Source organism: Caulobacter ginsengisoli (assembly GCF_030814835.1).
Classification (GTDB): domain Bacteria; phylum Pseudomonadota; class Alphaproteobacteria; order Caulobacterales; family Caulobacteraceae; genus Caulobacter; species Caulobacter ginsengisoli.
Genome location: NZ_JAUSVS010000008.1, coordinates 151,856 through 173,167, shown reverse-complemented (window position 1 = coordinate 173,167; position 21,312 = coordinate 151,856). Strand labels below are relative to the sequence as shown.

Sequence of the window (21,312 nt, the reverse complement as noted above, 5' to 3'; positions counted from 1 at the left end):
CATCGTCGGGGCATGAAACCGACCGCGATCTACGCGCCGGACCCGGCCCAGGGCTGGCTGCCCTGGGGGTTCCTGGCTCCTGTCCTCTGTCTGCTGTTCGTGGTGGTTACCGCATTGGGGCCGTCCCTGCCGCTGGAGCATTTCGGGCTGGCGGACCGGCGAGGCGATCCGGTCGGCCTGACGGGCCTCATCGCCTTCCTGCTGCTTCCCTTTGCCGCCCTGGGCCTGGTCGTCCTGGGCTGGGTGAAGGTCGTCGAGCGGCGGCCCCTGGCGACCATCGGCCTGACCAGGCCAGGCGGGACGGCCATATTCCTGCGCGGCCTGCTGATCGGGGCGGCGACGATAGCGGCCGTGGTCGCCGGGGTCTGGCTGGCGGGAGGCCTCCGGGCCGGCGGTCTGGGGGCCGGCAGTCTGGCTCCGGCGCTGGCCTCGCCCGCCGCCCTGGCCAATATCGTCCTGCTGCTCGCCTGTTTCGCCGTGCAGTCCAGCGTCGAGGAGATCGTGTTCCGCGGCTGGCTGCTGTCGGCCGTGGCCCGCAAGCTCAATGTGGCCTGGGCCATCGGCCTGACCACGCTGGTCTTCACCCTTCTGCACTACGGGCCGCATCAGCCCTGGCACGTCACCCTGACCTCGGCGCTATTTTCCGTCTTCGCCTGCTGCTGGGCGCTGAGAGCCGGCAACATCTGGGGCGTGATGGGCTGGCACGCGGGATGGAACTGGCTGCTGGCGGTTGGCTTCGAGTTGCCGGTCACCGGCCTCAGCACCGGGACGCCGGCGCTGCTGGTCAGGCTGATCCCCCAGGGCCCGGCCTGGCTGACCGGCGGCGCGGACGGTCCCGAGGGCAGCGTCGTCTGCAACCTGTTCTTCCTCGTCGGGATCGCCCTGTTGGCCTGGCGCAGGCCAAGGGTGGCTTCAGCCTGATCGCAGCGGCGTCAGCCTGAGCACGACCTGGGCCTGGGCCCCCGCCGTGACCTCCACCCCGTGATCGCCCCGCCTATAGCCGTCATGCCGGGCCTCGACCGTGTAGAAACCCGGCGCGGCATAGGCGAAGGCGAACTGCCCCTGGGCGTCGGCCGTGGCCGGCCACTCGCCGCCGCCTTCGCGGACCAGGATGGCCGCGCCGGCCACGGGGGCGCTGGTCTCGTCGTCGAGGACCTGGCCGGCCAGGCTGCCGGCTTGTGGATCGCCACTGTCGGTCAGAGCCATCAGCCGTTGTCCCGCATCGCCACTTCACAGGCCGCCCGCCTGCCCGAGCGCAGGGCGCCCTCGATATAGCCGGCCCATTCGGTGGAGGTTTCGGTGCCGGCCCAGTGGATGCGGCCGACCGGTTCGCGCAGGGCGCTGCCGAAGCGGGTCATGGCGCCCGGGCCCATGACGCCGATATAGCCCCAGGTGAAGGGCTCCTGCGACCAGTCGTTGTCGGCATAGCCGATGGGCGTGGCGGCGGCCTCGCCGAAGAACTTGACCAGTGAGGAAACCACCAGGGCCTGGCGGGCGTCCTGGTCGATGCCGCTGGCGGCCACGGCGTGCTCGCCGTCGAAGAAGCCGACCAGCATCCCCGGGTCGCCGTCCTGGGTGTCGTCCATGACGACGCCGACGGGGCCGTCCTCGTCGATGACCTGGCCCGAATAGCCCTGGTCGCGCCAGAAGGGGGTGTCGTAGGCCATCCACCACTTGATGGTGTTGCCCATCGCCATGCGCTGCTGCAGGCCGTCGCGCAGGGTAGGCAGGGGCGGGTCGAACTGGATGCGGCCAATGGGGCCGGGCGGGGCGGCGATGATCAGGAAGCGGCCGCGGAAGCCGCCTTTGGCCGTATGGACCAGCACGCCGTCGTCGTCCTGGACGACGCTGAGGGCGGCGGTTCCCAGCCGGATCCGGTCGCCCAACTCCCCGGCCAGCTTGCTGGCGATCAGGTGCATGCCGCCGACGTATTTGGTGTCGAGCACTCCGCCCTGCAGGCCCAGCAACTGGTCCAGCCCCTCGCTGCTGCGCAGGACATCCATGAACCACAGATAGGAGACTTCGGAAGCGTCGGCCGCCCAGGCCGAGCGGGGGACGGCCCGGGCCAGGGAGCGTCCCTCGGGGGTCTCGAGATTGGCCTCGATCCAGGTCTCGACCGTCTGGCGGTCCCATTCCGCCGCCTTGGGCGCGGCCCAGGGCGCGTCGGCCGGAACAGTGGCCATCTCCTCGTCCCAGCGGCTCTTGAGCAGGGCCACTTCCGTCAGCGCCTCGATCGGCCAGTCCGGCACGCCGAAGCTGGCGGTCGTCCGCTTGCCGGCCAGGCAGACGACGCTGTCGCCGTCCTGGTACTGCTTGTAGCCGGGCACCCCCAGCCGCTCGGCCTCGGCCAGCAGCTCGCTGTGGTGGGCCCCCGCCCACTGGCCGCCCAGGTCGACCGCCCGCCCGGCCACCTTGCCATGCTTCAGTCGGCCGCCGACCCGGTCCTTGGCCTCCAGCACGATGACCGTGCGGCCCGCCGCGATGAGTTCCTTGGCCGCCCGCAGGCCCGCCATGCCGGCGCCGATGACGATGACGTCGGCCTGGCCGACGGGTTCAACTGCACTGCCCATGATCGTGTTCCTCCCTGAAGGTGGGAGGACGATAGGTCGGCCGGGCCGGCGGGCGTGCTTCTATCGTCAGATGCAACCAAAAATAGCGCGGTCGCTACTTCAGGGCCGCCGCGCCGGCCCGGGCCACCTGGCCGTCCTGGGCCGCGACCCCGCCGCTGACCCCGATGGCGCCGGCGATCTTGCCGTCGATAATGATCAGCTCGCCGCCCTCGATGGCCAGGGCGCCGGTGAACACCGAATTGAGGTTGCCGCTCTTGACCGCGTCCTGGAATTCCTTGGTCGGGCGGCGGAACCGGGCGGCCGAGCGGGCCTTGCCCTCGGCCACGTCGCCCGAGCCGTACTGGGCCCCGTCCATCTTCAGGGTCAGCACCTCGGCCCCGTTGGGCTCGACGATGGTGATGACCATCGGCCAGCCGTTGGCCAGGGCCTCCGCCTCGGCGGCGGCGGCAACCTTCTTGGCCTGGGCCAGGGTCAGGGGCTGGCCATAGGGGGGATGCGGGATGGGGGTGGGAGCCGGTGGCGGGGCGGGCGGCGTCTGCCGCGCCCCGGCGGCCATGGGCCAGAAAGTGACGACCGCGACCGCGGCGAGGGCGAGTCTTTGAGTCATGAACGGCCTCCCGATGCTTGGCTTGGACACCGGTGTCATACAACGGGAGCCTGCCTGAGGCCAGGGAGCCCAGCCTACCAGCCGTGATAGGGTTCGCAGGCCAGCCCGTCGCCGTCGCCGTCCTGATCGGGGGAATAGGCGGGCGAGCTCCTCGGGATGTCATAGAAGCCGGCCTCATGCGCCACCCTGCAGTCAGGGAAGGGCTCGGTCAGGTCCATGACCGGGTTGTGCAGAACCTGGGTAAAGCTCGTCACCAGGTCGGGATGGGCCTTGAGCAGTCCGGCGAAAATCACGCCCAAACAGAGGATCCACCAGACGACCGTCAGCCGCGTCAGCACGCCCTGGAAGCTTCGGGTTTGTCGAGGGCGGGCGGGGGTGGAGGCGGACCTCATGGCGCCAGACTGCCATGACAGGCTTAAGGCTCGGTTCGCGCCTGACGCGAGGTCATGCTTGGCGGCGGGCCCGGCGGGAGTCACCCTGCCTCCATGACGACAGAAACCCTGCTGACCGACCTCGCCGACGGCGTGCTGACCGTCACCCTCAATCGCCCCGACCGGATGAACGCCTACACCGCCCAGATGGGGGTAGAGCTGGCCGAGGCCTTCCAGCAGGCCGACGAGGACGACGCCGTGCGGGTGGTGATCGTCACCGGCCATGGCCGGGCCTTCTGCGCCGGGGCCGATGTCTCGGACGGGGCTGACAGTTTCGGCGGCGGCGGGGCCAAGCTGTTCGGGACCCGGACGTCCGAGACCCGCCGGCTGAAAGGCGGCTTCACCGAGGCCATTTTCACCTGCCGCAAGCCCTCAATCGCGGCGATCAACGGCGGGGCGGTGGGGGTGGGGATCACCATGACCCTGCCGATGGATATCCGCATCGCCTCGAGCACCGCCAAGCTGGGCTTCGTCTTCGCCCGGCGCGGCCTGACGCCGGAGGCGGGGGCGGCCTGGTTCCTGCCCCGGCTGGTGGGGATCAGCCAGGCGCTGCGCTGGTGCTATTCGGGCAAGGTCTTCGATGCGGCCGAGGCGCTGCGGGGCGGGCTGGTCAGCGAGGTGACAGAGCCGCAGGACCTGCTGGCCCGGGCCCGGGAGATCGCCCGCGAGATCGTCGAGGAGACCTCGCCGGTCTCCATCGCCCTGACCCGCCAGCTGCTGTGGCGCTTCGCCGGCGAGAGCGACCCGCTGGCGGTGCTGGCGGTGGACGGACCGATCAACCTGACCCTGGGCTCGACGCCGGATGTGCGCGAGGGGGTGGCGGCGTTTCTGGAGAAGCGCAGGCCGAACTTCGCCAGCAAGGTCTCGACGGACATGCCGCCGCAGTATCCGTGGTGGGACCGTTCCTAGGCCAGCCAGGCCGGGACCTTGTCCCGCTCCAGCATCGCTTCGTAGCTGGGCCGCTCGCGGATCACCGCGAACCGGTCGCCGCTGACCAGCACCTCGGGGATCAGCGGGCGGGTGTTGTATTCGCTGGCCATGGCAGCGCCGTAGGCGCCGGCCGACATGAAGGCCACCAGGTCGCCGGCTTCCAGGTCCGGGAGCATCCGGTCGCGGGTGAAGGTGTCGCCGGTCTCGCAGATCGGGCCGACCACGTCGCAGAGCTGTTCGGGGCCGCCGCGCGGTCGGACCGGGCGGATGTCGTGATAGGCCTCGTACATGGCCGGGCGCAGCAGGTCGTTCATCGCCGCGTCGAGCACCACGAACCGGCGGCCCTCGGGGCGGTCGTGGCGGTGGATGACACTGGCCAGCAGGACGCCGGCGTTGGCGGTGAGGAGACGGCCGGGCTCGAAGGCGAACTGGATGTCCAGGCCCGTCATCACCCTGGCGGCCATGGCGGCGTAGTCGGTGGGGGAGGGCGGTTCGGGCATGTTGAAGTAGGGGACGCCCAGGCCGCCGCCCAGATCCAGGCGCTCGACCGTTAGGCCTTGCGCGCGGAGGCGCTCGACCAGGGCCCGCATCTTGGCAAAGGCGGCTTCCAGCGGGGCGAGGTCGGTGATCTGGCTGCCGATGTGGCAGGTCACGCCGACCGGGTTGAGGTGGGGTGACGCGGCGGCTTTGGCGTAGAGGCGTTCGGCCTCGGCCAGGGATACGCCGAACTTGGAGTCGGCCTTGCCGGTGGAGATCTTGCTGTGGCCGCCGGCCGAGACGTCCGGGTTGACCCGGATGGCGATGGTGGGCCGGGCGCCCTTGCCGGCGGCGATCTGGGCCAGCAGGTCCAGCTCGGGTTCGGACTCGATGTTGATCTCCGCCACGCCCGTGTCGATGGCGAAGGCCAGCTCCTGGGCGGTCTTGCCGACGCCGGAGAAGACGATGCGTTCCGGCGGCACGCCGGCGGCCAGGGCTCTGCGGATTTCGCCTTCCGAGACCGTGTCGGCCCCGGCGCCTTGGCGGGCCAGGACCCGCAGGACGGCGACATTGCTGTTGGCCTTGACCGCGTAGGCGATCAGCGGATCGCCCAGCACATTGTGGCCGCGCAGGGCCTGGCGCAGCACGGTGAAGTGCCGCTCCAGGGTGGCGGTGGAATAGACATAGACGGGGGTGCCTACCGCCGCGGCGATCGCCGACAGCGGCACGTCCTCGCAGTGCAGTTCGCCCTCGCGAACCTCGAAATGGTTCATCGTTAGCCGGGATTGGGATTGGAGCGGCCGAACGGATCCTGCGGGGCGTTGGGCAGGGGCGATTGCGGGATGGTGCCGGTGCTGGAGGCCGGGTCGGCCCGCTCGCCGGTGGAATTCGGCTTGGAGGGTTGATTGGCGTCGGGGGACGGCGCGCCGATCGGGCCGGGGCGTTCCAGGTCGCCGACCTTGCCGCAACCGGCGAGGGCCAACGAAGCGAAGAGGGCGAGAGCGGTCAGTTTGGCGGCAGTCATTGGAGAATCTCCTTCCAGCGCGCGATCTGACGGCGCACCTCGGTTGGGGCGGTCCCGCCATAGCTCGTCCGGCTGGCGGCCGAGGCGGCGGGGGTCAAGACCGAGTAAACGCTTTCAGTGATGCGCGGGTCCAGGGCCTGCATCTCGGCAAGCGAAAGTTCGGCCAGATCGACGCCCAGCTGCTCGGCCCGTTTGACGGCGGCGCCGGTCAGGTGGTGGGCGTCGCGGAACGGGATGTCGAGGGTGCGGACCAGCCAGTCGGCCAGGTCTGTGGCGGTGGCGAAGCCGGCCCCGGCGGCGGCGGCCATGCGGTCGGCCCGGGGCTCCAGGTCGCCGATCATGCCGGTCATGGCCAGCACGCCCAGCTCCAGAGAATCGAACGCCTCGAAGGTCGGGACTTTGTCTTCCTGCATGTCCTTGGAATAGGTCATCGGCAGGCCCTTCATGACCACCATCAGGCTGGTCAGGGCCCCCAGCACCCGGCCGGCCTTGGCCCGGGTCAGCTCGGCGGCGTCGGGGTTCTTCTTCTGCGGCATGATCGAAGAGCCAGTGGTGAAGGCGTCGGTCAGCCTGATGAAGCCGAACTGCGGGGTCATCCACAGCACGATCTCTTCGGCCAGCCGCGAGAGGTGAACGGCGCAGATGGCCGCCGCCGCCAGGGCCTCCAGCGCGAAGTCTCGGGCCGCGACGCTGTCGAGGCTATTGTGGGTCGGGCCATCGAAGCCCAGGGCCTGGGCCGTGGCCTGGCGGTCGATGGGGAAGGACGAGCCGGCCAGGGCGGCGGCGCCCAGCGGGCTCTCGTTCATCCGCTTGCGGGCGTCGCGGAAGCGGCCGGCGTCTCTGCCGAACATCTCGACATAGGCCATCAGGTGGTGGCCGAAGGTCACCGGCTGGGCCGACTGCAGATGGGTGAAGCCCGGCATCAGGGTGTCGGCATGCTGCTCGGCCCGGGCCAGCAGGGCCTTCTGGAGCGCCTCGATCTGGGCGGCGGTGCGGTCGCAGGCGTCGCGGACCCAGAGGCGGAAGTCCAGCGCCACCTGGTCGTTGCGCGAGCGGGCGGTGTGCAGCCGTCCGGCCGCCGGGCCGATCAGTTCGCGCAGGCGGGCTTCCACGTTCATGTGGATGTCCTCGAACTCGTCGCGATAGGGGAAGGAGCCGCCGGCCATCTCGGCCTCGATCAGCCCAAGACCGCGCTGGATTTCCCCTTCGTCGGCGCTAGAAATGATCCCGGTCGCGGCCAGCATGGCGGCATGGGCCCTGGACCCGGCAAGGTCCTGGGCGGCAAGCCGACGGTCGAAGCCAATCGAGACGTTGATCGCCTGCATCAGGTCGGCCGGCTTGGCCGAGAACCGACCGCCCCACATCGCCTGTCCCCCCGAAGCGGGTTTGGGGGGCGTTTTCGAGGATTGGTCAGTCATATGAGCGAGGTCCAGCCGGGCAGTGCGAAGCCCGACCTTCTCAAGTGGGCGATTATGGGCGTCGCCCTGATCGGCGTCGCGGCGGTTCTATATGTCATCGGCGGGGCGCTGTTCAAACCCGCTTCGTCATCGACCGACCTCAGCCAATTCAAGACCGGCGCCCTGGCCAAGCTGAACCCGACCACGGCGCCGGCCGGCCTGCCCGACAACGAGTTCGTCAATGACAAGGGCGAGCCCCTGTCCATGGCCGCCTTCAAGGGCAAGGTGACGGTGCTGAACTTCTGGGCCACCTGGTGCGCGCCCTGCAAACTGGAACTGCCCAGCCTGGGCCGCCTGCAGAGCGCCTATGCCCCCAGCCAGCTGACGGTGGTGGCGATCAGCATCGACAAGCCGAACCTGAAGCCGGCCATCCTGGAAGAACTGGCCAAGGCTCCGCCGCTGGCCTTCTACAACGACGAGACCGGCGCCATGCCCTTCCGGCTGAAGTCGGGGCCGGCGATGGGAGTGCCGACCACCATCATCTACGACAAGCATGGCCGCGAGCGGGCCCGACTCGAAGGCGGCGCCGACTGGTCGGGGCCGGACGCCCGCCGGCTGATCGACCATCTGCTCGCCGAGGATTGATAGCGGTAACCCCAGCCCGCAACCCTGGCGCTAGCCCCGCTCACGCGGTTTTCGGTTGACCACCCAGTTTGGGCGTGGGCACCCTCACCTCCGCAATCTGAAAGCTCGGGTCCGCTGACGTTTCCTACCCGCCGATCTCAACCCTCGGCGTACTAAAGAAGCCGCTATCCCAGACGCCTGCGATTGTTACCGGGACGCCCGCCTCACGGCGGTCGGCCCATCTGGAAGAAACGGCTGTCAGGGAGACGAGCAGCATGTCCAGCGGCACGGTCAAGTGGTTCAACACCACCAAGGGCTTCGGCTTTATCCAACCCGATGATGGCGGCAAGGACGTCTTCGTCCATATCAGCGCCGTCGAACGCGCCGGCCTGCGCGGCCTGAACGAAGGTCAGAAGGTCGCTTTCGAACTCAAGGAAGAGCGCGGCAAGACCGCCGCGGTCGACCTGAAGCCGCTCTAACGCTTCAGAGGTTCAAGATCGCGGGCGCCGGTTCTTAAAAGGGCCGGCGCCCGTTTTCGTTTGGGGGGCTGATTTGCTCGATATCGTGGCTTTGGAAGATGTGACCTCGCGGGCCTGGCCGGCCCGGGTGCGGGAACGGCTGGGCGGCTGGCGGCTGAACGCGGCGGGCGGGCGAACCGGGCGGGCCAACACCTGCTGGGCTCTGGAGGCGCCGGATCGCGATCCGGTGGAAGCCATCGCGGCGGTCGAGGCCTGGTACGCCGGGCAGGGACAGGCGCCGCGGTTCAAGACGACGGACGGGGCGACGCAGCCGGCCAACCTGCCTGAACTTCTGGCCGCCAGTGGATACCGGGTCGACAGCGAGACACTGGTGATGATCGGGCCGGTCGGCGGCGAGGGCGGGGCGGTCATCGCCACCCAGCCCGACGCGCCGTTCCAGGCCGTGCTGTTCGAGGCCCTCTACAAGGACCCGGCCGACGCCGAGGAGCGGCTGGAAACCGTGCGGCGGATCGCGCCGCCGGTGTTCTTCGCCCGGCTGGATGTCGATGGCGCCCCGGCGGCGGTCGGGGCCTGCGCGGTCGAGGGCGAGTGGGCCGGGCTGTCGTTGATGCGGACGGTGGCGCGGGCGCGACGCCAGGGGCTGGCGCGGCGGATCGTCGGCAGCCTGCTGGAACAGGCGCGACTGGCAGGGGCGACGAAGAGCTACCTGCAGGTCGAGGCGGAGAACGAACCGGCTGTCGCGCTCTATCAAGCCTGCGGGTTCGAGACCGTCTACCGCTACCGCTACTGGGCGCGCGCCTGACGCGCGGCGGCCCACTGGGCCAGCGCCACCCCGGCCAGGATGGCGGCGGCGCCCAGGCCCTGCAGCGGCGAGATGGTCTCGCCGAACAGGCGCCAGCCCAGGGCCGCGGCCACGGCCGGCTGGATCAGCACCACGACCGAGGCGGTGGCGGTCGGCAGGCGTCCGAGCGCCCAGGCTATGGCGCCCTGGCCGGTGCAATGGGCGACGGCCAGGCCGATACAGGCCCACCAGCCGGCGACCGAGGCCGGCCAGACCTGTTCGCGCAGGATCAGCATGACCAGGCCGAGCGCCAGGGCCGAAACGGCGCTGGACCAGAACATCACCGCCACCACGCCGCGCTGCTCGCGGGCCTTGCGGACGGTGATGAAGTAGCCGGCGTACCAGAGGGCGGTGATGGCCGAGAGCAGGTCGCCCAGCGGCGGATTGCTGCCCGGTGCATGGCCGCTGGTGCGGGCCTCGGCCAGCATCCAGGCCCCGCCCATCCCCAGGGCCAGGCCGGCCAGGAAGAGGCCGGCCGGCTTCTCGCGATAGATGAGCCAGCCGACGAAGGTCACCACGATGGGGGTCAGGTTGGCCAGCACCGTGGCGTTGGCCACCGAGGTGAAGCCGATACCGTAGTGCCAGAAGGCGAGATCCCCGGCGAAGAACAGCCCCGCCCCGATCAGCGCCCAGTCGGGCAGGGCGATCCCGGGCGTGGGCCGGTCGGACTTGCGCCACAGGAAGGGCAGCAGCATCGGCACGGCCAGCAGCATGCGCCAGAAGCCGGCGGCGGCCGGACCGGTCTCGGTCAGCCGGACCAGGACGGGCACGGTCCCGATGATGCAGGCGCCCGCCAGCACGGCGGCCACGGCCCAAATACGTGAAGAGTCTGGGCCGCGTGAGTTGGTCATGGCCGGGCTTTTGCCGTGCCCGGGCTGATCAGTCAAAGCCGAGTTCGGCGCGGAGCTGTTCGGCGGTGACGCCCTGGGCGCGCAGGTCCCGCAGGGTCTCGGCCTTGTCGCGCTTGGCGTAGCGGCGGCCGTCGGGGCCGGTCAGCAGCCGATGTTGGCGATAGGTCGGGGTCGGCAGGTCGAGCAGCGCCTGCAGCAGGCGTTGAATGTGGGTTGCCTCGGCCAGGTCCTCGCCCCGGATGACATGGTCGATGCCCTGCAGCGCGTCGTCGACCACCACGGCCAGGTGGTAGGCGACCCCGACATCCTTGCGGGCCAGGACCACGTCGCCGGCCAGGGCCGGGTTGGCGCGGACCTTTTTGCCATTGTCGTAGAAGCTGAGCCGGCCGAACCCGCCGACCCGCTCGGCGGCGGCGTCGAGGGACAGGCGCCAGGCGAAGGGGCGATCCTCCTCCAGCATCCGCTCCTCCTCGTTGGGATGCAGCGGGCCGCCCCGGAAGGCCTCGACCGGACCGTGGGGCGCGGCCAGCATCTCCTCGGCCACCTGTTTGCGGGTGCGGAAGCAGCGGTAGAGCAGGCCCTGGCCGCGCAGCTTTTCGAGGGCGGCCTCGTAGTCGGCCAGGTGCTCGGACTGCCGGCGGACCGGCTGTTCCCATTCCAGGCCCAGCCAGGCCAGGTCTTCGAAAATGGCCGACTCGTACTCGGGCCGGCATCGGGTCGCGTCGATATCCTCGATGCGCAGCACGAACCGGCCCTTGGCGGCCTGGGCGGCGCGAAACGCCGTCAGGGCTGAAAAGGCATGGCCCCGGTGCAGGAAGCCGGTGGGGGAGGGGGCGAAGCGGGTGGCGAACACCAGTTGCTTCTAAGGGGCATGGACCTTGGAGAACATGCCCAAATGCTGAAGGACGGCGCGCATGAAGGCCTCCTCGCCGCCCAGCTGTTCCTTCAGCGGGTCGAACTGCTTGAAGCTGAGCATCTCGGCCAGGCCGTGGGCGGCGCACCAGGCGGCGATGGTGGCCAGTTCCAGGTCGATCTCATTGACGGCCGGGCCGTTGGTTTCCTGGATGGTGGCGCGCACCTGGCAGTAGGCGGAATCGTCGTTCTTCTGCACGTGGTCGGGCAGCGAATCCTTGTCGCGCGAGACGTCGTACATGACGCGGTAGAGCGCCGGGTTCTGGCGGGCGAAGCGCACATAGGCCGCGCCGATGGCGGTCATCTTCTCCGACGGCGTGGCAGCGCTGGCCCGCACGGTGGTCATGGCGTTTTCCAGGTCTTCCCAGCCTTCGTGGGCGATGGCGTCGAGCAGTTCGCCCTTGTCCTTGAAGTGGTGATAGGGGGCGGCCGGGCTGACCTTGGCCTCGCGGGCGACGGCGCGCAGAGACAGGGCGCCGACCCCTTCGGCTTCGAGAATGCGGCGGGCGGCGTCCACCAGGGCGCGGCGCAGGTCCCCGTGGTGATAGGGGCGGGCTTCGGCGGTTGCAGCTTCTCTCATGACGCTCACTCTAAATCTCCATCCGAACGCTGTAAAGATTTATCTTGACACCGTTCAGATGGGTGCTATCTAAGCACTGTCCAGATCGGACAGCCCCTGCTCCCCCAGGGGTCAACAATGGGGGGCTCCGCACACGGGGCCCAAACTCAAGGATGTGTGTCATGACCAATACCAAGATCACCGCGTTCGAACGTTTCTTCGACCGCAGCGCCTCTGTCTTTGTGCTGCTTCTGGGCGCCGCCCTGGCCGGCGCGACGGTTCTCGTGGGCGCTTAAGCCGCCCCCGCTCAAACGTTTCGAAGATCGAATTGGGGCCGCGGACGACGCGGCCCTTTTTCATGTCTTGGAGCCGTCACCGTTCGGCGCCATGATTCAACAGGCGTCGGGGATGAATGGCGATTCCCGTGAGTACGCGGAAAGGATGGCCGGTCTTCAGTACCAGTTCGACCCAAAGTTTTGCGCGAGGCAGCCATGCTGCATAGCCGCGCCCCCTCGGGCTTTCCCGCCCTGGTGCTGAACGCCGACTTCCGGCCGCTCAGCTACTACCCCCTGTCACTCTGGCCCTGGCAGGAGGTCATCAAGGCCGTCTTCCTCGACCGGGTCGACGTGGTGGCCAACTATGATCAGACGGTCCACAGCCCCAGCTTCGAGATGCGCCTGCCCAGCGTGGTGGCCCTCAAGCAGTATGTGACCCAGGACCGGCCGCCGGCCTTTACCCGTTTCAACCTGTTCCTGCGCGACGATTTCGCCTGCCAGTACTGCGGCGCGGCGGGCGAGCTGACCTTCGACCATGTCATCCCCCGCTCGCGGGGCGGCCGCACGACCTGGGAGAATATCGTCACCGCCTGCGCCCCCTGCAACCTGGCCAAGGGCGGGCGCACCCCCCGCGAGGCGCAGATGCACCCGCACCACGCCCCGCGGCGGCCCAGCATGTACGAGCTGCAGGACCATGGCCGGCGTTTCCCGCCCAACTACCTGCACGACAGCTGGCTGGACTACCTCTACTGGGACATCGAACTGGAGGCCTAGAGGGGCGCCGGTCCGTCACCGTGGGTCTTAAAGGTTTGGCGATGGGCCTGCGCTAGGCTTGGCCCATGGTCGAGCCTGTGCAGAAATCCGGCGAACGACGGCGCGTCCCCCGCCAGCGGGCCCTGCTGTCCGCCAAGCTGGCGAGCGAGGACGCCGCCCAGACCCTGGACTGCGTGATCCGCAACATCAGCGCCGACGGGGCGCTGATCGAGACCAAGTCCCCGCATCTGGTCCCTCGCGAGCTGCATCTGGTGCAGATCAAGGACGGCACGGCCTGGGACGCCGAGATCATCTGGCGGCGGGGCAACCTGATCGGCCTGGCGCTCAAGGACCGGCACGACCTGAAGACCACCACCGAAAAACAGCTGCGGGCGCTGCGGGCCATCTGGTCCCACATGGTCGCGCACTAAGGCCAATCGACATTCACCGATTTGGGGCCAAATCCGCAGAGTCTTGTCTTGGCGCAAGCCTCGCCCCACCAAACCCCGTCATCCTAGGCCTTGTGCCTAGGATCCCGCCGTCCGCCGCACGTGCGGAAAGGCCGTGGAGCCGCGCCGTCTCAGCCTAACCCTTTGAATTTGCAACGAACGGAACGCGAGATCCTAGGCACAAGGCCTAGGATGACGGTGGTGGGGAAGGGTGTCTGCTGAGCCAAGACCGCAAAGTGCTGGCTTGGCGACATCGCTGAATGTCGATTGGCCCTAGGCCTGCGCTAAACCTTCTCGCTGATCTTGATCGCCGCCCGGCAGCCGGCCTGGATGACGGCGGTCAGCAGGCCGTGGGCGGGGGCCTGGCGGGCGCCCTCCTCGACGGCGAGGTCGCGGTGGGCCAGTTCCTCGTCGCGGAAGACCTTGAGTTCGGCGGCCAGGTCGGGGTCGCGGGTTTCGAGTTCGGCGATCTGGTCGGCATAGTGCTGTTCGATCACGGTCTCGACCGCCTCGGTGCAGGCGTGAGCAGCCTTGTCGCCCATGAGGGCCGTGCCGGCCCCCAGCGCGAAGCCGGCGATCCGCCAGATCGGGGCCATCAGGGTCGGGCGGACTTTGCGCTGGTTGAGCAGGGCGTCGAAGCGGGAGAGGTGGACCTGCTCCTGGGCCTCCATCTCGGCCAGGTGGCTGGCGATGCGGCCATGGCCGGCGGCGGCGCCCAGCACCGCCCGCTGGCCGCGATAGATGTGCACCGCCCCCAGCTCCCCGGCGTGATCGACCCGCAGAATCTCGGCCAGCCGCGCGGCGGTCGCGCCCCTGCCGGGTTTGGGCGGGACCGGCTTGGTCATGCGGCCTTCCGGGCGCGCAGGGCCGCCAGGACGCTGGCGACGATCAGACCCAGCGAGATCAGCGCGTTCCAGCCGGCCATGCTGAGGCCGGCGAACACCCAGGCGGCCTGGTCGCAGGCCGGCGCCTTGATGTTGTTCTTGCCGAGCATCTTGGTCAGGTCGTCCATGCTGACATGGCCGCCGCCGCTGGCGCAGGCGGCGGGGCCCGGCCAGAACTTCCACTCGGCCCCGGCGTGATAGACCGCCAGGTAGAGGCCATAGGCGAAGACGGCGGCCAGGATCAGGCTGAACAGCCAGGCGAACCGCTTGCCCGCCGGGATTCTTTCGACCACCAGGCCGGCGGCGGCCAGGAAGCCGGCGGTCCAGTAGACCTCCCGCTGCTTGAAACAGAGCGTGCAGGGCGACAGCCCGGCGAAGGTCTCGAAGCCGTGGGCGATGGCCAGCATGGCGGCGCTGACCAGCAGGGCGGTGAGCAGCCAGTTCTTCAGAATGATGTCGACGAGCCGCTTCATGCCCCAGACCCTATCAACAGGCGCCGCCACCGCCGCCCAGGAAGTGACTCGCAACCAAGCCGATGACAATGAGCAGAATAAGGCCGACGGCCACCATGCCCAGCCGCCGCTCGATCACCGGCATCATCGCCGGCCCGAATTTGCGCACCACCCAGGCGACCAGGAAGAAGCGCAGGCCGCGGGTGGCGATCGAGGCGGCGACGAAGACCGGGAAGCTGAACTGGGCCAGGCCAGAGGCGATGGTCACCAGCTTGTAGGGGATGGGGGTCAGGCCCTTGATCAGGATCACCCAGACGCCGAACTTCTGGTACCAGCACTGGAACTCGGCCAGCCCGCCGGCATGGCCGGTCAGCGACATCAGCCCCATCGCCACGTCCTGCAGATAGTAGCCGATGGCGTAGCCCAGCATGCCGCCCAACACCGAGGCGAACGTGCAGATGGCGGCATAGCGCCAGGCGAGCTCGCGGCGGGCCAGCACCATGGGGGCCAGCATCACGTCGGGCGGAATCGGAAAGAAGCTGCTCTCGGCGAAGGCGACAACGAACAGCGCGATCTGCGCATGGCGAGAGGCCGCCAGCCCCATCACCCAATCATAAAGCCGGCGAAGCATGGCGCCTTGCTAGCAGGGGCCAGAGCTTTTGTCGCGCGATTGTCCTGTTGATTTAGGCGCAGGCTCAGGCTGGGGCGAACAGTCCCGCGATCGCCCGTCCCAGGTCCGCCAGCTGGTACGGCTTGGCCAGGACCGGGAATTCACCGCCCATGCGCTCGGCCGCCCGGCTGTAGCCCGTGGCCAGCAGGATCGGCAGGTCCGGCCAGCGCTCGCGGATGGTGCGGGCCAGGCCCAGTCCGTCCATCGAACCGGCCATGACGATGTCGCTGAACACCAGGTCGGGCGCAGGGCCCCTGGCCAGGCGGGCCAGGGCGGCGTCGGCGTTGCCGACCAGTTCGGCGCGGTGGCCCAGCAGCTCCAGCAGTCCGGCCGCCACATCGGCGACCTCGGGATTGTCCTCGACCACCAGCACCGTCAGGCTGGAGGTTACCTCGCCCGTCTGCCGCGGCGCCTCGTCCCCGGGCGCGAGCCCGCTGCGCGGCAGGAACAGGGTGATGCGGGCGCCCTTGCCCAGTTCGCTGTCGATGGTCGCCCAGCCGCCGGCCTGGCGGGCGAAGCCATAGACCTGTGACAGGCCCAGGCCCGTGCCCTTGTTGATGTCCTTGGTGGTGAAGAAGGGTTCGAACACCCGCTCCAGAATGTCGGCGGGAATGCCGACGCCGGTGTCGGTCATCGTCAGAGCCACATAGTCGCCGGCAATCTCGGTGTTCCCGTCGGCGACGACCGTGTGGTTGCGGGCGGTCAGGCTCAGCCGGCCGCCCTGGGGCATGGCGTCCCGCGCGTTGACGGCCATGTTGAGCAGGGCCAGGTCCAGTTCGCCGGGATCGAGCTCCACCGGCCAGAGATCATCGCCCAGGTCGATGTCCAGCTCGACCGAGGGGCCCAGGCTGGCGCCCAGCAGTTCGATGAGGGATTCGGCGCGGGCGGTCAGCGAGACGGCCATGGGCCGCAGCCGCTGGCGGCGGGCAAAGGCCAGCAGATGCCGGGTCAGGTCCTGGCCCCGGCGGGCCGCCAGATCGATGGCGTCCAGGGCCTGGGCGACCTTGGAATCCTCGCCGACCCGTTTGCGCAACAGCTGCACCTGGCCGGCGACCACCATCAGAAGATTGTTGAAGTCATGCGCCACGCCGCCGGTCAGCTGGCCCATGGCCTCCATGCGGGTGGCCTGGGAGAGGCGATCATTGGCGCGCTGCAGTTCGAGCTGGGCGTTGCGCCGCTCGGTGATGTCGCGGGTGATCTTGGCGAAGCCGACCAGCACCCCGTCTTCGTCGCGGATGGCGTCGATGACGACATTGGCGAAGAAGGGCGCGCCGTCCTTGCGCACCCGCCAGGCCTCGGCCTCGTAGCGGCCCTGCTCGGCGGCGGTGCGCAGGGCCAGGTCCGGAACGCCGTTGGCCCGATCGGGCTCGGTGTAGAAGGTCGAGATGTGGCGGCCGATGATCTCCTCGGCCTTGTAGCCCTTGATGTGCTCGGCGCCGGCGTTCCAGCTGGCCACCAGGCCTTGCGGCGTGAGCATGAAGATGGCGTAGTCGACCACTCCGGCCACCAGCATGCGGAACTGGTCATCGCTTGCGACCAGAGTCTTGAGGGTCCGGGCGTCTTCGGTGACCTCGCCGAGCAGGTCGCCGCCCGCGGGGTCGCAAATCTGCAGGGTGGCCGCCTCGGTCACCATGCCTCGCTCTCGCTCTTCCCGCGCATCCAACCTCCCCCAGGCACGCAACCTGACGCAATCCAACGTCTGCGCCGTAGTCGGGTTCCCGACCGCCCTTTTTTCGCCCGCAACGCCGGCAAGTTGGAGGTCATGACACTCGACCGCCGCCTGTTCCTTGGTTCCGCCCTGGCCCTCGGCCTGCCCTTCAGCCGCGCCGCCCTGGCTCAGAGCGGCACCCAGGGCGGGCCCATCGTCGCGCCCATCCGGCTGGATGACCGGCGAATAACCATCGAGGCGCGGTTGAACGGCAAGGGGCCGTTCAGTTTCGTCATCGACACCGGCGCCCAGCTCAATGCCGTGCGGCAGGGCGTGGCCGACCAGGTCGGCCTGCGCAAGGCGCGGGATGTCAGGCTGAACGGCGGCCTGAGCTTCCCGCTCTATTCGGTCGACGAACTGCTGCTGGGCGGGGTGGTCCGCCAGGCGGACGCCGCCATGGCCGGCCTGCCGGGGGCAAGGCTCAGCGGCGATGGCCTGCTGGCGGCCGGCCTGCTGACGACCTTCGACAGCGAACTGGACCTGGACCGGGGTCAATGGCGGGTCTGGCCGAGCGGATCGCCAGACCGGACCGGGTTCACCAGGCTGGACTCCAGCCTGCGGGAGCCGGACCTGCCCTATCTGTCGCGGCGGATCTTCGCCGAAATCACCTTCAACGGCGCCGGCCTCAAGCCGCTGCTGGACACCGGCTCGCCCAACATGCTGACGCTCGATCACACGGTCGGCCGGCGGCTGGGTCTGTGGAGCGACACCCAGCCCTATGTTCCGGTGCGAACGTCCGGGATCGGCGGGGACGCCCAGTCGCTGGCCCGGCTGGTGCGGGGCAAGGCCATCCAGGTCGGACCGGCCGGCTACGAAGCACCCCTGATCGTCGTGCGGCCCCCCGATGCGCAGGGGCCCGACGCCATCCTGGGCCTGCCGCTGCTGCGCACGCTGGACCTCTCCGTCGATCGCGCCGAGCGGGCCGTCTGGGTCCGCCGCAACAGCCAGGCGCCGAAGGTCCGGACCTATGGCGGTTCCGGTCTCTGGCTGGAGGCCCAGGGCGGCGGCGTGACCGTGGCCGAGGTCGGGACCGGCAGCCCGGCGGCCAAGGCCGGGGTGCGGGTCGGGGACGTGGTGGAGGGGCTGGATTTCCGCACGGCGATCGCCCGGCTCAACGCCCCGTTCGGCGAGACGCTGGCCCTGAGCCTGCGGCGCGGGGGGCAGGCGATTCCGGTCAGCTTCGTGCTGGCGGATTATCTCTAGCCACACGCATTTCGATTAGAAACCCATTGCGAGCCCCGCCCGGGTCCGGCTAGGGCAGGGGGAAGTCGTGATTGGGGACAGGGCGTGAAGGCGTTTTCGGAAGTGCTGGCGGAACTCGCCGCCGGCGGGACGGTCAGTGTCGGCGATGACTGGACCCAGGGCCGGACCCTGTTCGGCGGGCTCTCGGCGGCGCTGGCCGCGGCTGACGGGACGCGGGCGGCGGGCGAGGGGCAGCAGACGCCGCCGCCGCTGCGCTCGGCGCAGTTCGCCTTCATCGGGCCCGCCGCCGGACCGGTCACCGTCAGCTCCACGGTGCTGCGCCGGGGCCGCTCGGCGGTGTTCGTGCAGAGCGACCTGATGACCGAGCAGGGCCTGGCCCTGCGCGGCATCCTGACCTTCGGCTCGGCCCGGCCCTCGGCCATGGCCCATCAGGACCATCCGCCACCGCCGGCCCGGCCCATCGCCGGCTGCCCGTCGCTGCACGGACCCGGCGGCGGGCCGGGCTTCGCGGCGCATTTCGATGTCCGGCCGGCCGACGGCGAGATCTGGTTCGGGCGCAACCCCGACGGAACCGTCGAGCGCAAAGCCGGCAAGCCCGACCTGATCCTCTGGGCCCGCCACCGCGATCCGGCCGCGGGCCTGGACCCCATCGCCCTGCTGGCCCTGGGCGACATCCCCCCGCCCGCCGCCATGCGGCTGATGGCGGCCCCGGCTCCGATCAGCACCATGACCTGGATGGTCGATTTCCTGACCCCGCCGACGCCCGCCCCGGCGGAGGACGACGGCTGGCGGCTGCTGCGCAGCACAGCCGAGGTGGTCACGCAAGGCTATTGCAGCCAGTCGATGAGCCTGTGGGACAGCGCGGGCCGGCCGCTGATGGCGGGGCGGCAGAACGTGGCGGTGTTCGGCTAATCGTCGCGTCGTTTGAGACCCGGCATCATCCCCGCCTGCGCCAGGATCGCCGCCGAAATCAACAGCGGCCCCAGATAGTAGATGATCCGGTTGCCGACGAAGGCCGCCGCCAGGACGTCGCGGGGCAGGGCGGGGAGCAGGGTCAGGATGGCGCTCTCGAAGACGCCCGCCCCGGCCGGCACGCTGGAGGCGACGCCGGTGACGGTGGCGGCGGCATAGGCGGCCGAGAAGGCGGGGAAGCTGACCAGGCCCGGCGGGATCAGCACCCAGATCACCGCCGCCACGGCGACGTTGTCGACCAGGCCAATGGCCAACTGGGCCAGGGCCACGCGGACCGAGGGCAGGCGGTATTCACGGCCCAGCAGCCGCAGCGGCGCGCGCACGCCCGCGCAGGCCAGCACATAGACGAAGGGCGCCAGGGCCAGGGCCAGGCCCAGCGAGCGGGTGAGCAGGGGGCTGAGCCGCAGGGCCGCGCCGCCCAGGTCGGGGGCGGTGAGCAGCGACAGCCCGACCAGTTCGGTGATGCCGATCGAGTAGCCGACGATGCAGAAGACGGTGGTCTCGGCGACCTGGGCCAGGTCCGCGCCGTGACGGGCATAGAGGCGGTAGCGCACCGCTCCGGCGACCAGCACGGCCGTGCCGGTGACGTGGGCGATGCCGTTGGCGCAGAACGAGCCCAGCAGCACGGCCAGGAACGGGACCTTGGCCCCCGCCCAGCGCAGGCCCAGCCACTCCATCACCGCCAGCAGGCCGAAACTGACGAGGGTCATGAGCCCCGCGAAGGCGAGCCGGCCCCAGCCCCAGTGGTCGATGTCATCGAGGATCCGGGCCGGATCGGTGTGGCGGAACTCACGCCACATCACCCAGCCGGCCAGGGCCAGAAGCAGGATCGGCAACAGGCGAACCGCCCATCGTCTGGCCACGGCCATCAAATTCGCACGCTCCCGCCCCGATTCCGGTTCGGCCCATCCTAGCGGCAGATCGGCACAGCGTCAGGCGGAACCGGAGACCCCTGCGCAGGGATCTCCGGTTCCGCGAAGCGGCCTACTTCTTGGGGGCTTTGACCTTGATCGGCTTGGCCAGCTTCAGCTTGGGCAGGGCGGTGAAACTGGACTGGTCGGACGGCGACAGGTTGGGGCGGTAGAGAACCACACCCATGGCCATCGCGCCGCGCACGAAATAGGTCTCGCCGGCTTCGACTTCCATCGTCAGGTCGTCGGCCGCCTCGGAGTGCACCACGAAGGTGTGCTTGCCCGGGGCGATCTGCAGGATGAAGTAGCTGTTGTTCGACAGCTGGCCCAGCTCGGCCTCACCTTCGCGGACCTTGAAAGACACCGCGCCGCCGAAATAGTTGGACGGCCGGTAGAAGACGATCTGGGCCATGCCTTCGGCCGGAGCGCCGACCCGGGGATCGCCGGTCGGCGCGGGCGCCGGAGCGTCGGCGGCGGGGGCCGCGGCGGGCGCGTCAGCCGTGGATTGCGCCCCAGCCAGGCCGGGGGCCAGCATGGCCGCGCCCAGGATCATCAGGCCCGCGATGGCGGGCTTGCTCATTTTGGAAAACATCAAAAGTCTCTTCAGTTGGAGGAGGTGGGAGTAGAGGCGGGCGCCGCGGCCGCCGGCGTTTCGGCGGGCGGGGCAGGCGCGACGGCCGCCGTATCCAGCGTGTAGTCCTGGTTCAGCTTGGCGGTGGCGACGAGGCCCGGTTGATAGATCACGTCACCGCCCTGGATCAGCAGGCCGAGGGGGCCAACCGCCATATTGAGGAGCATCGCGCCGCCCAGGTTGTCCTTGCCGACGCCGCCGAGCTTGAAGCCGCGCAGAAGAATGCGGCTACCCTGGTAGTCGAGATAGCGGACCGCCAGCAGCAGTTCGCCGGGCCGGCCGCCGAACCCGGCCTTGGAGGCGTCGACCACCTCGCCGACGCCGGGCGTGCCGGCCGGGATCAGCACCCGGTCGCCGACCTTGAGCGGGAAATAAAGCTGGAAGGCAAACTGGTCCCCCTGCTTGGCGGTCTTGGAACTGATGATCTGGGTAAAGACGATGGTGATCACCGTCCCCGCCGGAGCGGTCACCGGACCGGCCGCTTCCGGCGCGGGCGGTGTTGGCGCGGGCGCGGCTTCCGGGGCCGGAGCGACGGCCGCCGCCGCCGGCTCGGCTGGCGGCGGCGGCGAGGCGTCCTGAGCGAACGCGGAGCATGCGGCAGCCGCCCAAAGCGACAGGCCGAGGCCAAGAATTTTCATGATTGGAAGCCCCCTTACTGGCCGCAACCTAGGCAGATCGATATCGGTTTGGCAAGGCGAGGCC

At 69.6% G+C, this 21,312-nt stretch carries 26 protein-coding genes; 9 read left to right on the top strand and 17 right to left on the bottom strand.

The genetic code is table 11. The features are described 5' to 3' along the window. The first annotated feature begins 12 nt into the window (after positions 1–12). Positions 13–921: a CPBP family intramembrane glutamic endopeptidase gene (locus QO010_RS18300; RefSeq protein WP_307351546.1), complete on the top strand. Its 909-nt coding sequence runs from the start codon at positions 13–15 to the stop codon at positions 919–921. Here the strand turns inward: QO010_RS18300 and QO010_RS18295 are convergent. The 4 genes from QO010_RS18295 to QO010_RS18280 all read right to left on the bottom strand — a co-directional run bounded on the left by QO010_RS18295 (position 913) and on the right by QO010_RS18280 (position 3,515). Next, positions 913–1,206: a carboxypeptidase-like regulatory domain-containing protein gene (locus QO010_RS18295; RefSeq protein ID WP_307351545.1), complete on the bottom strand. Its 294-nt coding sequence runs from the start codon at positions 1,204–1,206 to the stop codon at positions 913–915. The two genes, QO010_RS18300 and QO010_RS18295, sit on opposite strands and share 9 nt — an antisense overlap. Beyond that, positions 1,206–2,570 carry a flavin monoamine oxidase family protein gene (locus tag QO010_RS18290; protein ID WP_307351543.1) on the bottom strand — a complete coding sequence of 455 codons (1,365 nt, stop codon included), beginning with the start codon at positions 2,568–2,570 and terminating at the stop codon, positions 1,206–1,208. Before QO010_RS18290 ends, QO010_RS18295 begins: the two co-directional genes overlap by 1 nt. Positions 2,571–2,664: 94 nt before the next feature. Continuing rightward, positions 2,665–3,177, bottom strand: a complete 513-nt coding sequence (locus QO010_RS18285) for a GlcG/HbpS family heme-binding protein (protein WP_307351541.1) — start codon at positions 3,175–3,177, stop codon at positions 2,665–2,667. A gap of 74 nt (positions 3,178–3,251) precedes the next feature. Further along, positions 3,252–3,515: an excalibur calcium-binding domain-containing protein gene (locus QO010_RS18280; RefSeq protein WP_307351539.1), complete on the bottom strand. Its 264-nt coding sequence runs from the start codon at positions 3,513–3,515 to the stop codon at positions 3,252–3,254. Between the two features lie 147 nt (positions 3,516–3,662). Between QO010_RS18280 and QO010_RS18275 the strand changes: the two genes are divergently transcribed. After that, positions 3,663–4,517: an enoyl-CoA hydratase-related protein gene (locus tag QO010_RS18275; RefSeq protein ID WP_307351538.1), complete on the top strand. Its 855-nt coding sequence runs from the start codon at positions 3,663–3,665 to the stop codon at positions 4,515–4,517. On the opposite strand, the gene lysA is transcribed toward QO010_RS18275, so the two are convergent. Genes lysA through argH form a run of 3 tightly spaced genes read right to left on the bottom strand, consistent with a single transcriptional unit; the run spans position 4,514 to position 7,457 of the window. After that, positions 4,514–5,788 carry a diaminopimelate decarboxylase gene (gene lysA, locus QO010_RS18270; RefSeq protein ID WP_307351536.1) on the bottom strand — a complete coding sequence of 425 codons (1,275 nt, stop codon included), beginning with the start codon at positions 5,786–5,788 and terminating at the stop codon, positions 4,514–4,516. The two genes, QO010_RS18275 and lysA, sit on opposite strands and share 4 nt — an antisense overlap. Before the next feature lie 2 nt (positions 5,789–5,790). Beyond that, a complete protein-coding gene (locus tag QO010_RS18265; protein WP_307351534.1) occupies positions 5,791–6,039 on the bottom strand; it encodes a hypothetical protein in 249 nt (82 codons plus the stop codon). Then, positions 6,036–7,457, bottom strand: coding sequence for an argininosuccinate lyase (argH, locus tag QO010_RS18260; RefSeq protein ID WP_307351532.1), 1,422 nt, complete (start codon positions 7,455–7,457; stop codon positions 6,036–6,038). Before argH ends, QO010_RS18265 begins: the two co-directional genes overlap by 4 nt. Between argH and QO010_RS18255 the strand changes: the two genes are divergently transcribed. The 3 genes from QO010_RS18255 (at position 7,458) to QO010_RS18245 (ending at position 9,341) form a co-directional block, all read left to right on the top strand. Next, a complete protein-coding gene (locus QO010_RS18255; RefSeq protein ID WP_307351530.1) occupies positions 7,458–8,081 on the top strand; it encodes a TlpA family protein disulfide reductase in 624 nt (207 codons plus the stop codon). A gap of 254 nt (positions 8,082–8,335) precedes the next feature. After that, positions 8,336–8,539 (top strand): cold-shock protein, encoded by a 204-nt coding sequence (locus tag QO010_RS18250; RefSeq protein WP_307351529.1) that lies wholly within the window; start codon positions 8,336–8,338, stop codon positions 8,537–8,539. A gap of 85 nt (positions 8,540–8,624) precedes the next feature. Further along, complete coding sequence (locus QO010_RS18245) at positions 8,625–9,341, top strand: GNAT family N-acetyltransferase (RefSeq protein ID WP_307351528.1); 717 nt, start codon at positions 8,625–8,627, stop codon at positions 9,339–9,341. Here the strand turns inward: QO010_RS18245 and QO010_RS18240 are convergent. From QO010_RS18240 to QO010_RS18230, 3 genes are read right to left on the bottom strand one after another with little or no spacing between them, the layout of a single operon-like run. Next, positions 9,323–10,231, bottom strand: a complete 909-nt coding sequence (locus QO010_RS18240) for a DMT family transporter (protein WP_307351526.1) — start codon at positions 10,229–10,231, stop codon at positions 9,323–9,325. The two genes, QO010_RS18245 and QO010_RS18240, sit on opposite strands and share 19 nt — an antisense overlap. Positions 10,232–10,259: 28 nt before the next feature. Further along, positions 10,260–11,087, bottom strand: a complete 828-nt coding sequence (gene gluQRS, locus QO010_RS18235; protein ID WP_307351657.1) for a tRNA glutamyl-Q(34) synthetase GluQRS — start codon at positions 11,085–11,087, stop codon at positions 10,260–10,262. A 6-nt stretch (positions 11,088–11,093) separates the two neighbouring features. After that, positions 11,094–11,723, bottom strand: a complete 630-nt coding sequence (locus QO010_RS18230) for a TetR/AcrR family transcriptional regulator (RefSeq protein ID WP_307351525.1) — start codon at positions 11,721–11,723, stop codon at positions 11,094–11,096. 470 nt (positions 11,724–12,193) lie between these two features. Between QO010_RS18230 and QO010_RS18225 the strand changes: the two genes are divergently transcribed. Together QO010_RS18225 and QO010_RS18220 are read left to right on the top strand one after the other, a co-directional pair. Then, complete coding sequence (locus QO010_RS18225) at positions 12,194–12,751, top strand: HNH endonuclease (RefSeq protein WP_307351523.1); 558 nt, start codon at positions 12,194–12,196, stop codon at positions 12,749–12,751. A gap of 65 nt (positions 12,752–12,816) precedes the next feature. Further along, a complete protein-coding gene (locus tag QO010_RS18220) occupies positions 12,817–13,161 on the top strand; it encodes a PilZ domain-containing protein (protein WP_307351521.1) in 345 nt (114 codons plus the stop codon). 302 nt (positions 13,162–13,463) lie between these two features. Here QO010_RS18220 and QO010_RS18215 read toward each other — a convergent pair whose 3' ends face one another. The 4 genes from QO010_RS18215 to QO010_RS18200 form a co-directional block, all read right to left on the bottom strand. After that, entirely contained in the window at positions 13,464–14,024 is a 561-nt protein-coding gene (locus QO010_RS18215) for a demethoxyubiquinone hydroxylase family protein (protein WP_307351519.1), read from the bottom strand. Next, positions 14,021–14,536 carry a disulfide bond formation protein B gene (locus tag QO010_RS18210; RefSeq protein ID WP_307351517.1) on the bottom strand — a complete coding sequence of 172 codons (516 nt, stop codon included), beginning with the start codon at positions 14,534–14,536 and terminating at the stop codon, positions 14,021–14,023. The genes QO010_RS18215 and QO010_RS18210 overlap by 4 nt, the downstream gene beginning before the upstream one ends. 13 nt (positions 14,537–14,549) lie before the next feature. Then, a complete protein-coding gene (locus QO010_RS18205; protein ID WP_307351515.1) occupies positions 14,550–15,146 on the bottom strand; it encodes a YqaA family protein in 597 nt (198 codons plus the stop codon). A 64-nt stretch (positions 15,147–15,210) separates the two neighbouring features. Next, complete coding sequence (locus tag QO010_RS18200) at positions 15,211–16,818, bottom strand: PAS domain-containing hybrid sensor histidine kinase/response regulator family protein (protein ID WP_307351513.1); 1,608 nt, start codon at positions 16,816–16,818, stop codon at positions 15,211–15,213. A 129-nt stretch (positions 16,819–16,947) separates the two neighbouring features. Between QO010_RS18200 and QO010_RS18195 the strand changes: the two genes are divergently transcribed. Next, the gene (locus tag QO010_RS18195) at positions 16,948–18,096 is read left to right on the top strand and encodes an aspartyl protease family protein (RefSeq protein ID WP_307351511.1); all 1,149 of its coding nucleotides are present in this window, start codon (positions 16,948–16,950) and stop codon (positions 18,094–18,096) included. 84 nt (positions 18,097–18,180) lie between these two features. Then, the gene (locus tag QO010_RS18190; RefSeq protein WP_307351509.1) at positions 18,181–19,008 is read left to right on the top strand and encodes a thioesterase family protein; all 828 of its coding nucleotides are present in this window, start codon (positions 18,181–18,183) and stop codon (positions 19,006–19,008) included. Here QO010_RS18190 and QO010_RS18185 read toward each other — a convergent pair. The 3 genes from QO010_RS18185 to QO010_RS18175 form a co-directional block, all read right to left on the bottom strand. Further along, positions 19,005–19,931: a lysylphosphatidylglycerol synthase transmembrane domain-containing protein gene (locus QO010_RS18185; RefSeq protein WP_307351508.1), complete on the bottom strand. Its 927-nt coding sequence runs from the start codon at positions 19,929–19,931 to the stop codon at positions 19,005–19,007. The genes QO010_RS18190 and QO010_RS18185 overlap by 4 nt on opposite strands. Positions 19,932–20,052: 121 nt before the next feature. Beyond that, positions 20,053–20,559 (bottom strand): DUF2846 domain-containing protein, encoded by a 507-nt coding sequence (locus QO010_RS18180; RefSeq protein ID WP_307351505.1) that lies wholly within the window; start codon positions 20,557–20,559, stop codon positions 20,053–20,055. A 23-nt stretch (positions 20,560–20,582) separates the two neighbouring features. Continuing rightward, positions 20,583–21,248, bottom strand: a complete 666-nt coding sequence (locus QO010_RS18175) for a hypothetical protein (protein ID WP_307351504.1) — start codon at positions 21,246–21,248, stop codon at positions 20,583–20,585. Between the last annotated feature and the right edge of the window lie 64 nt (positions 21,249–21,312).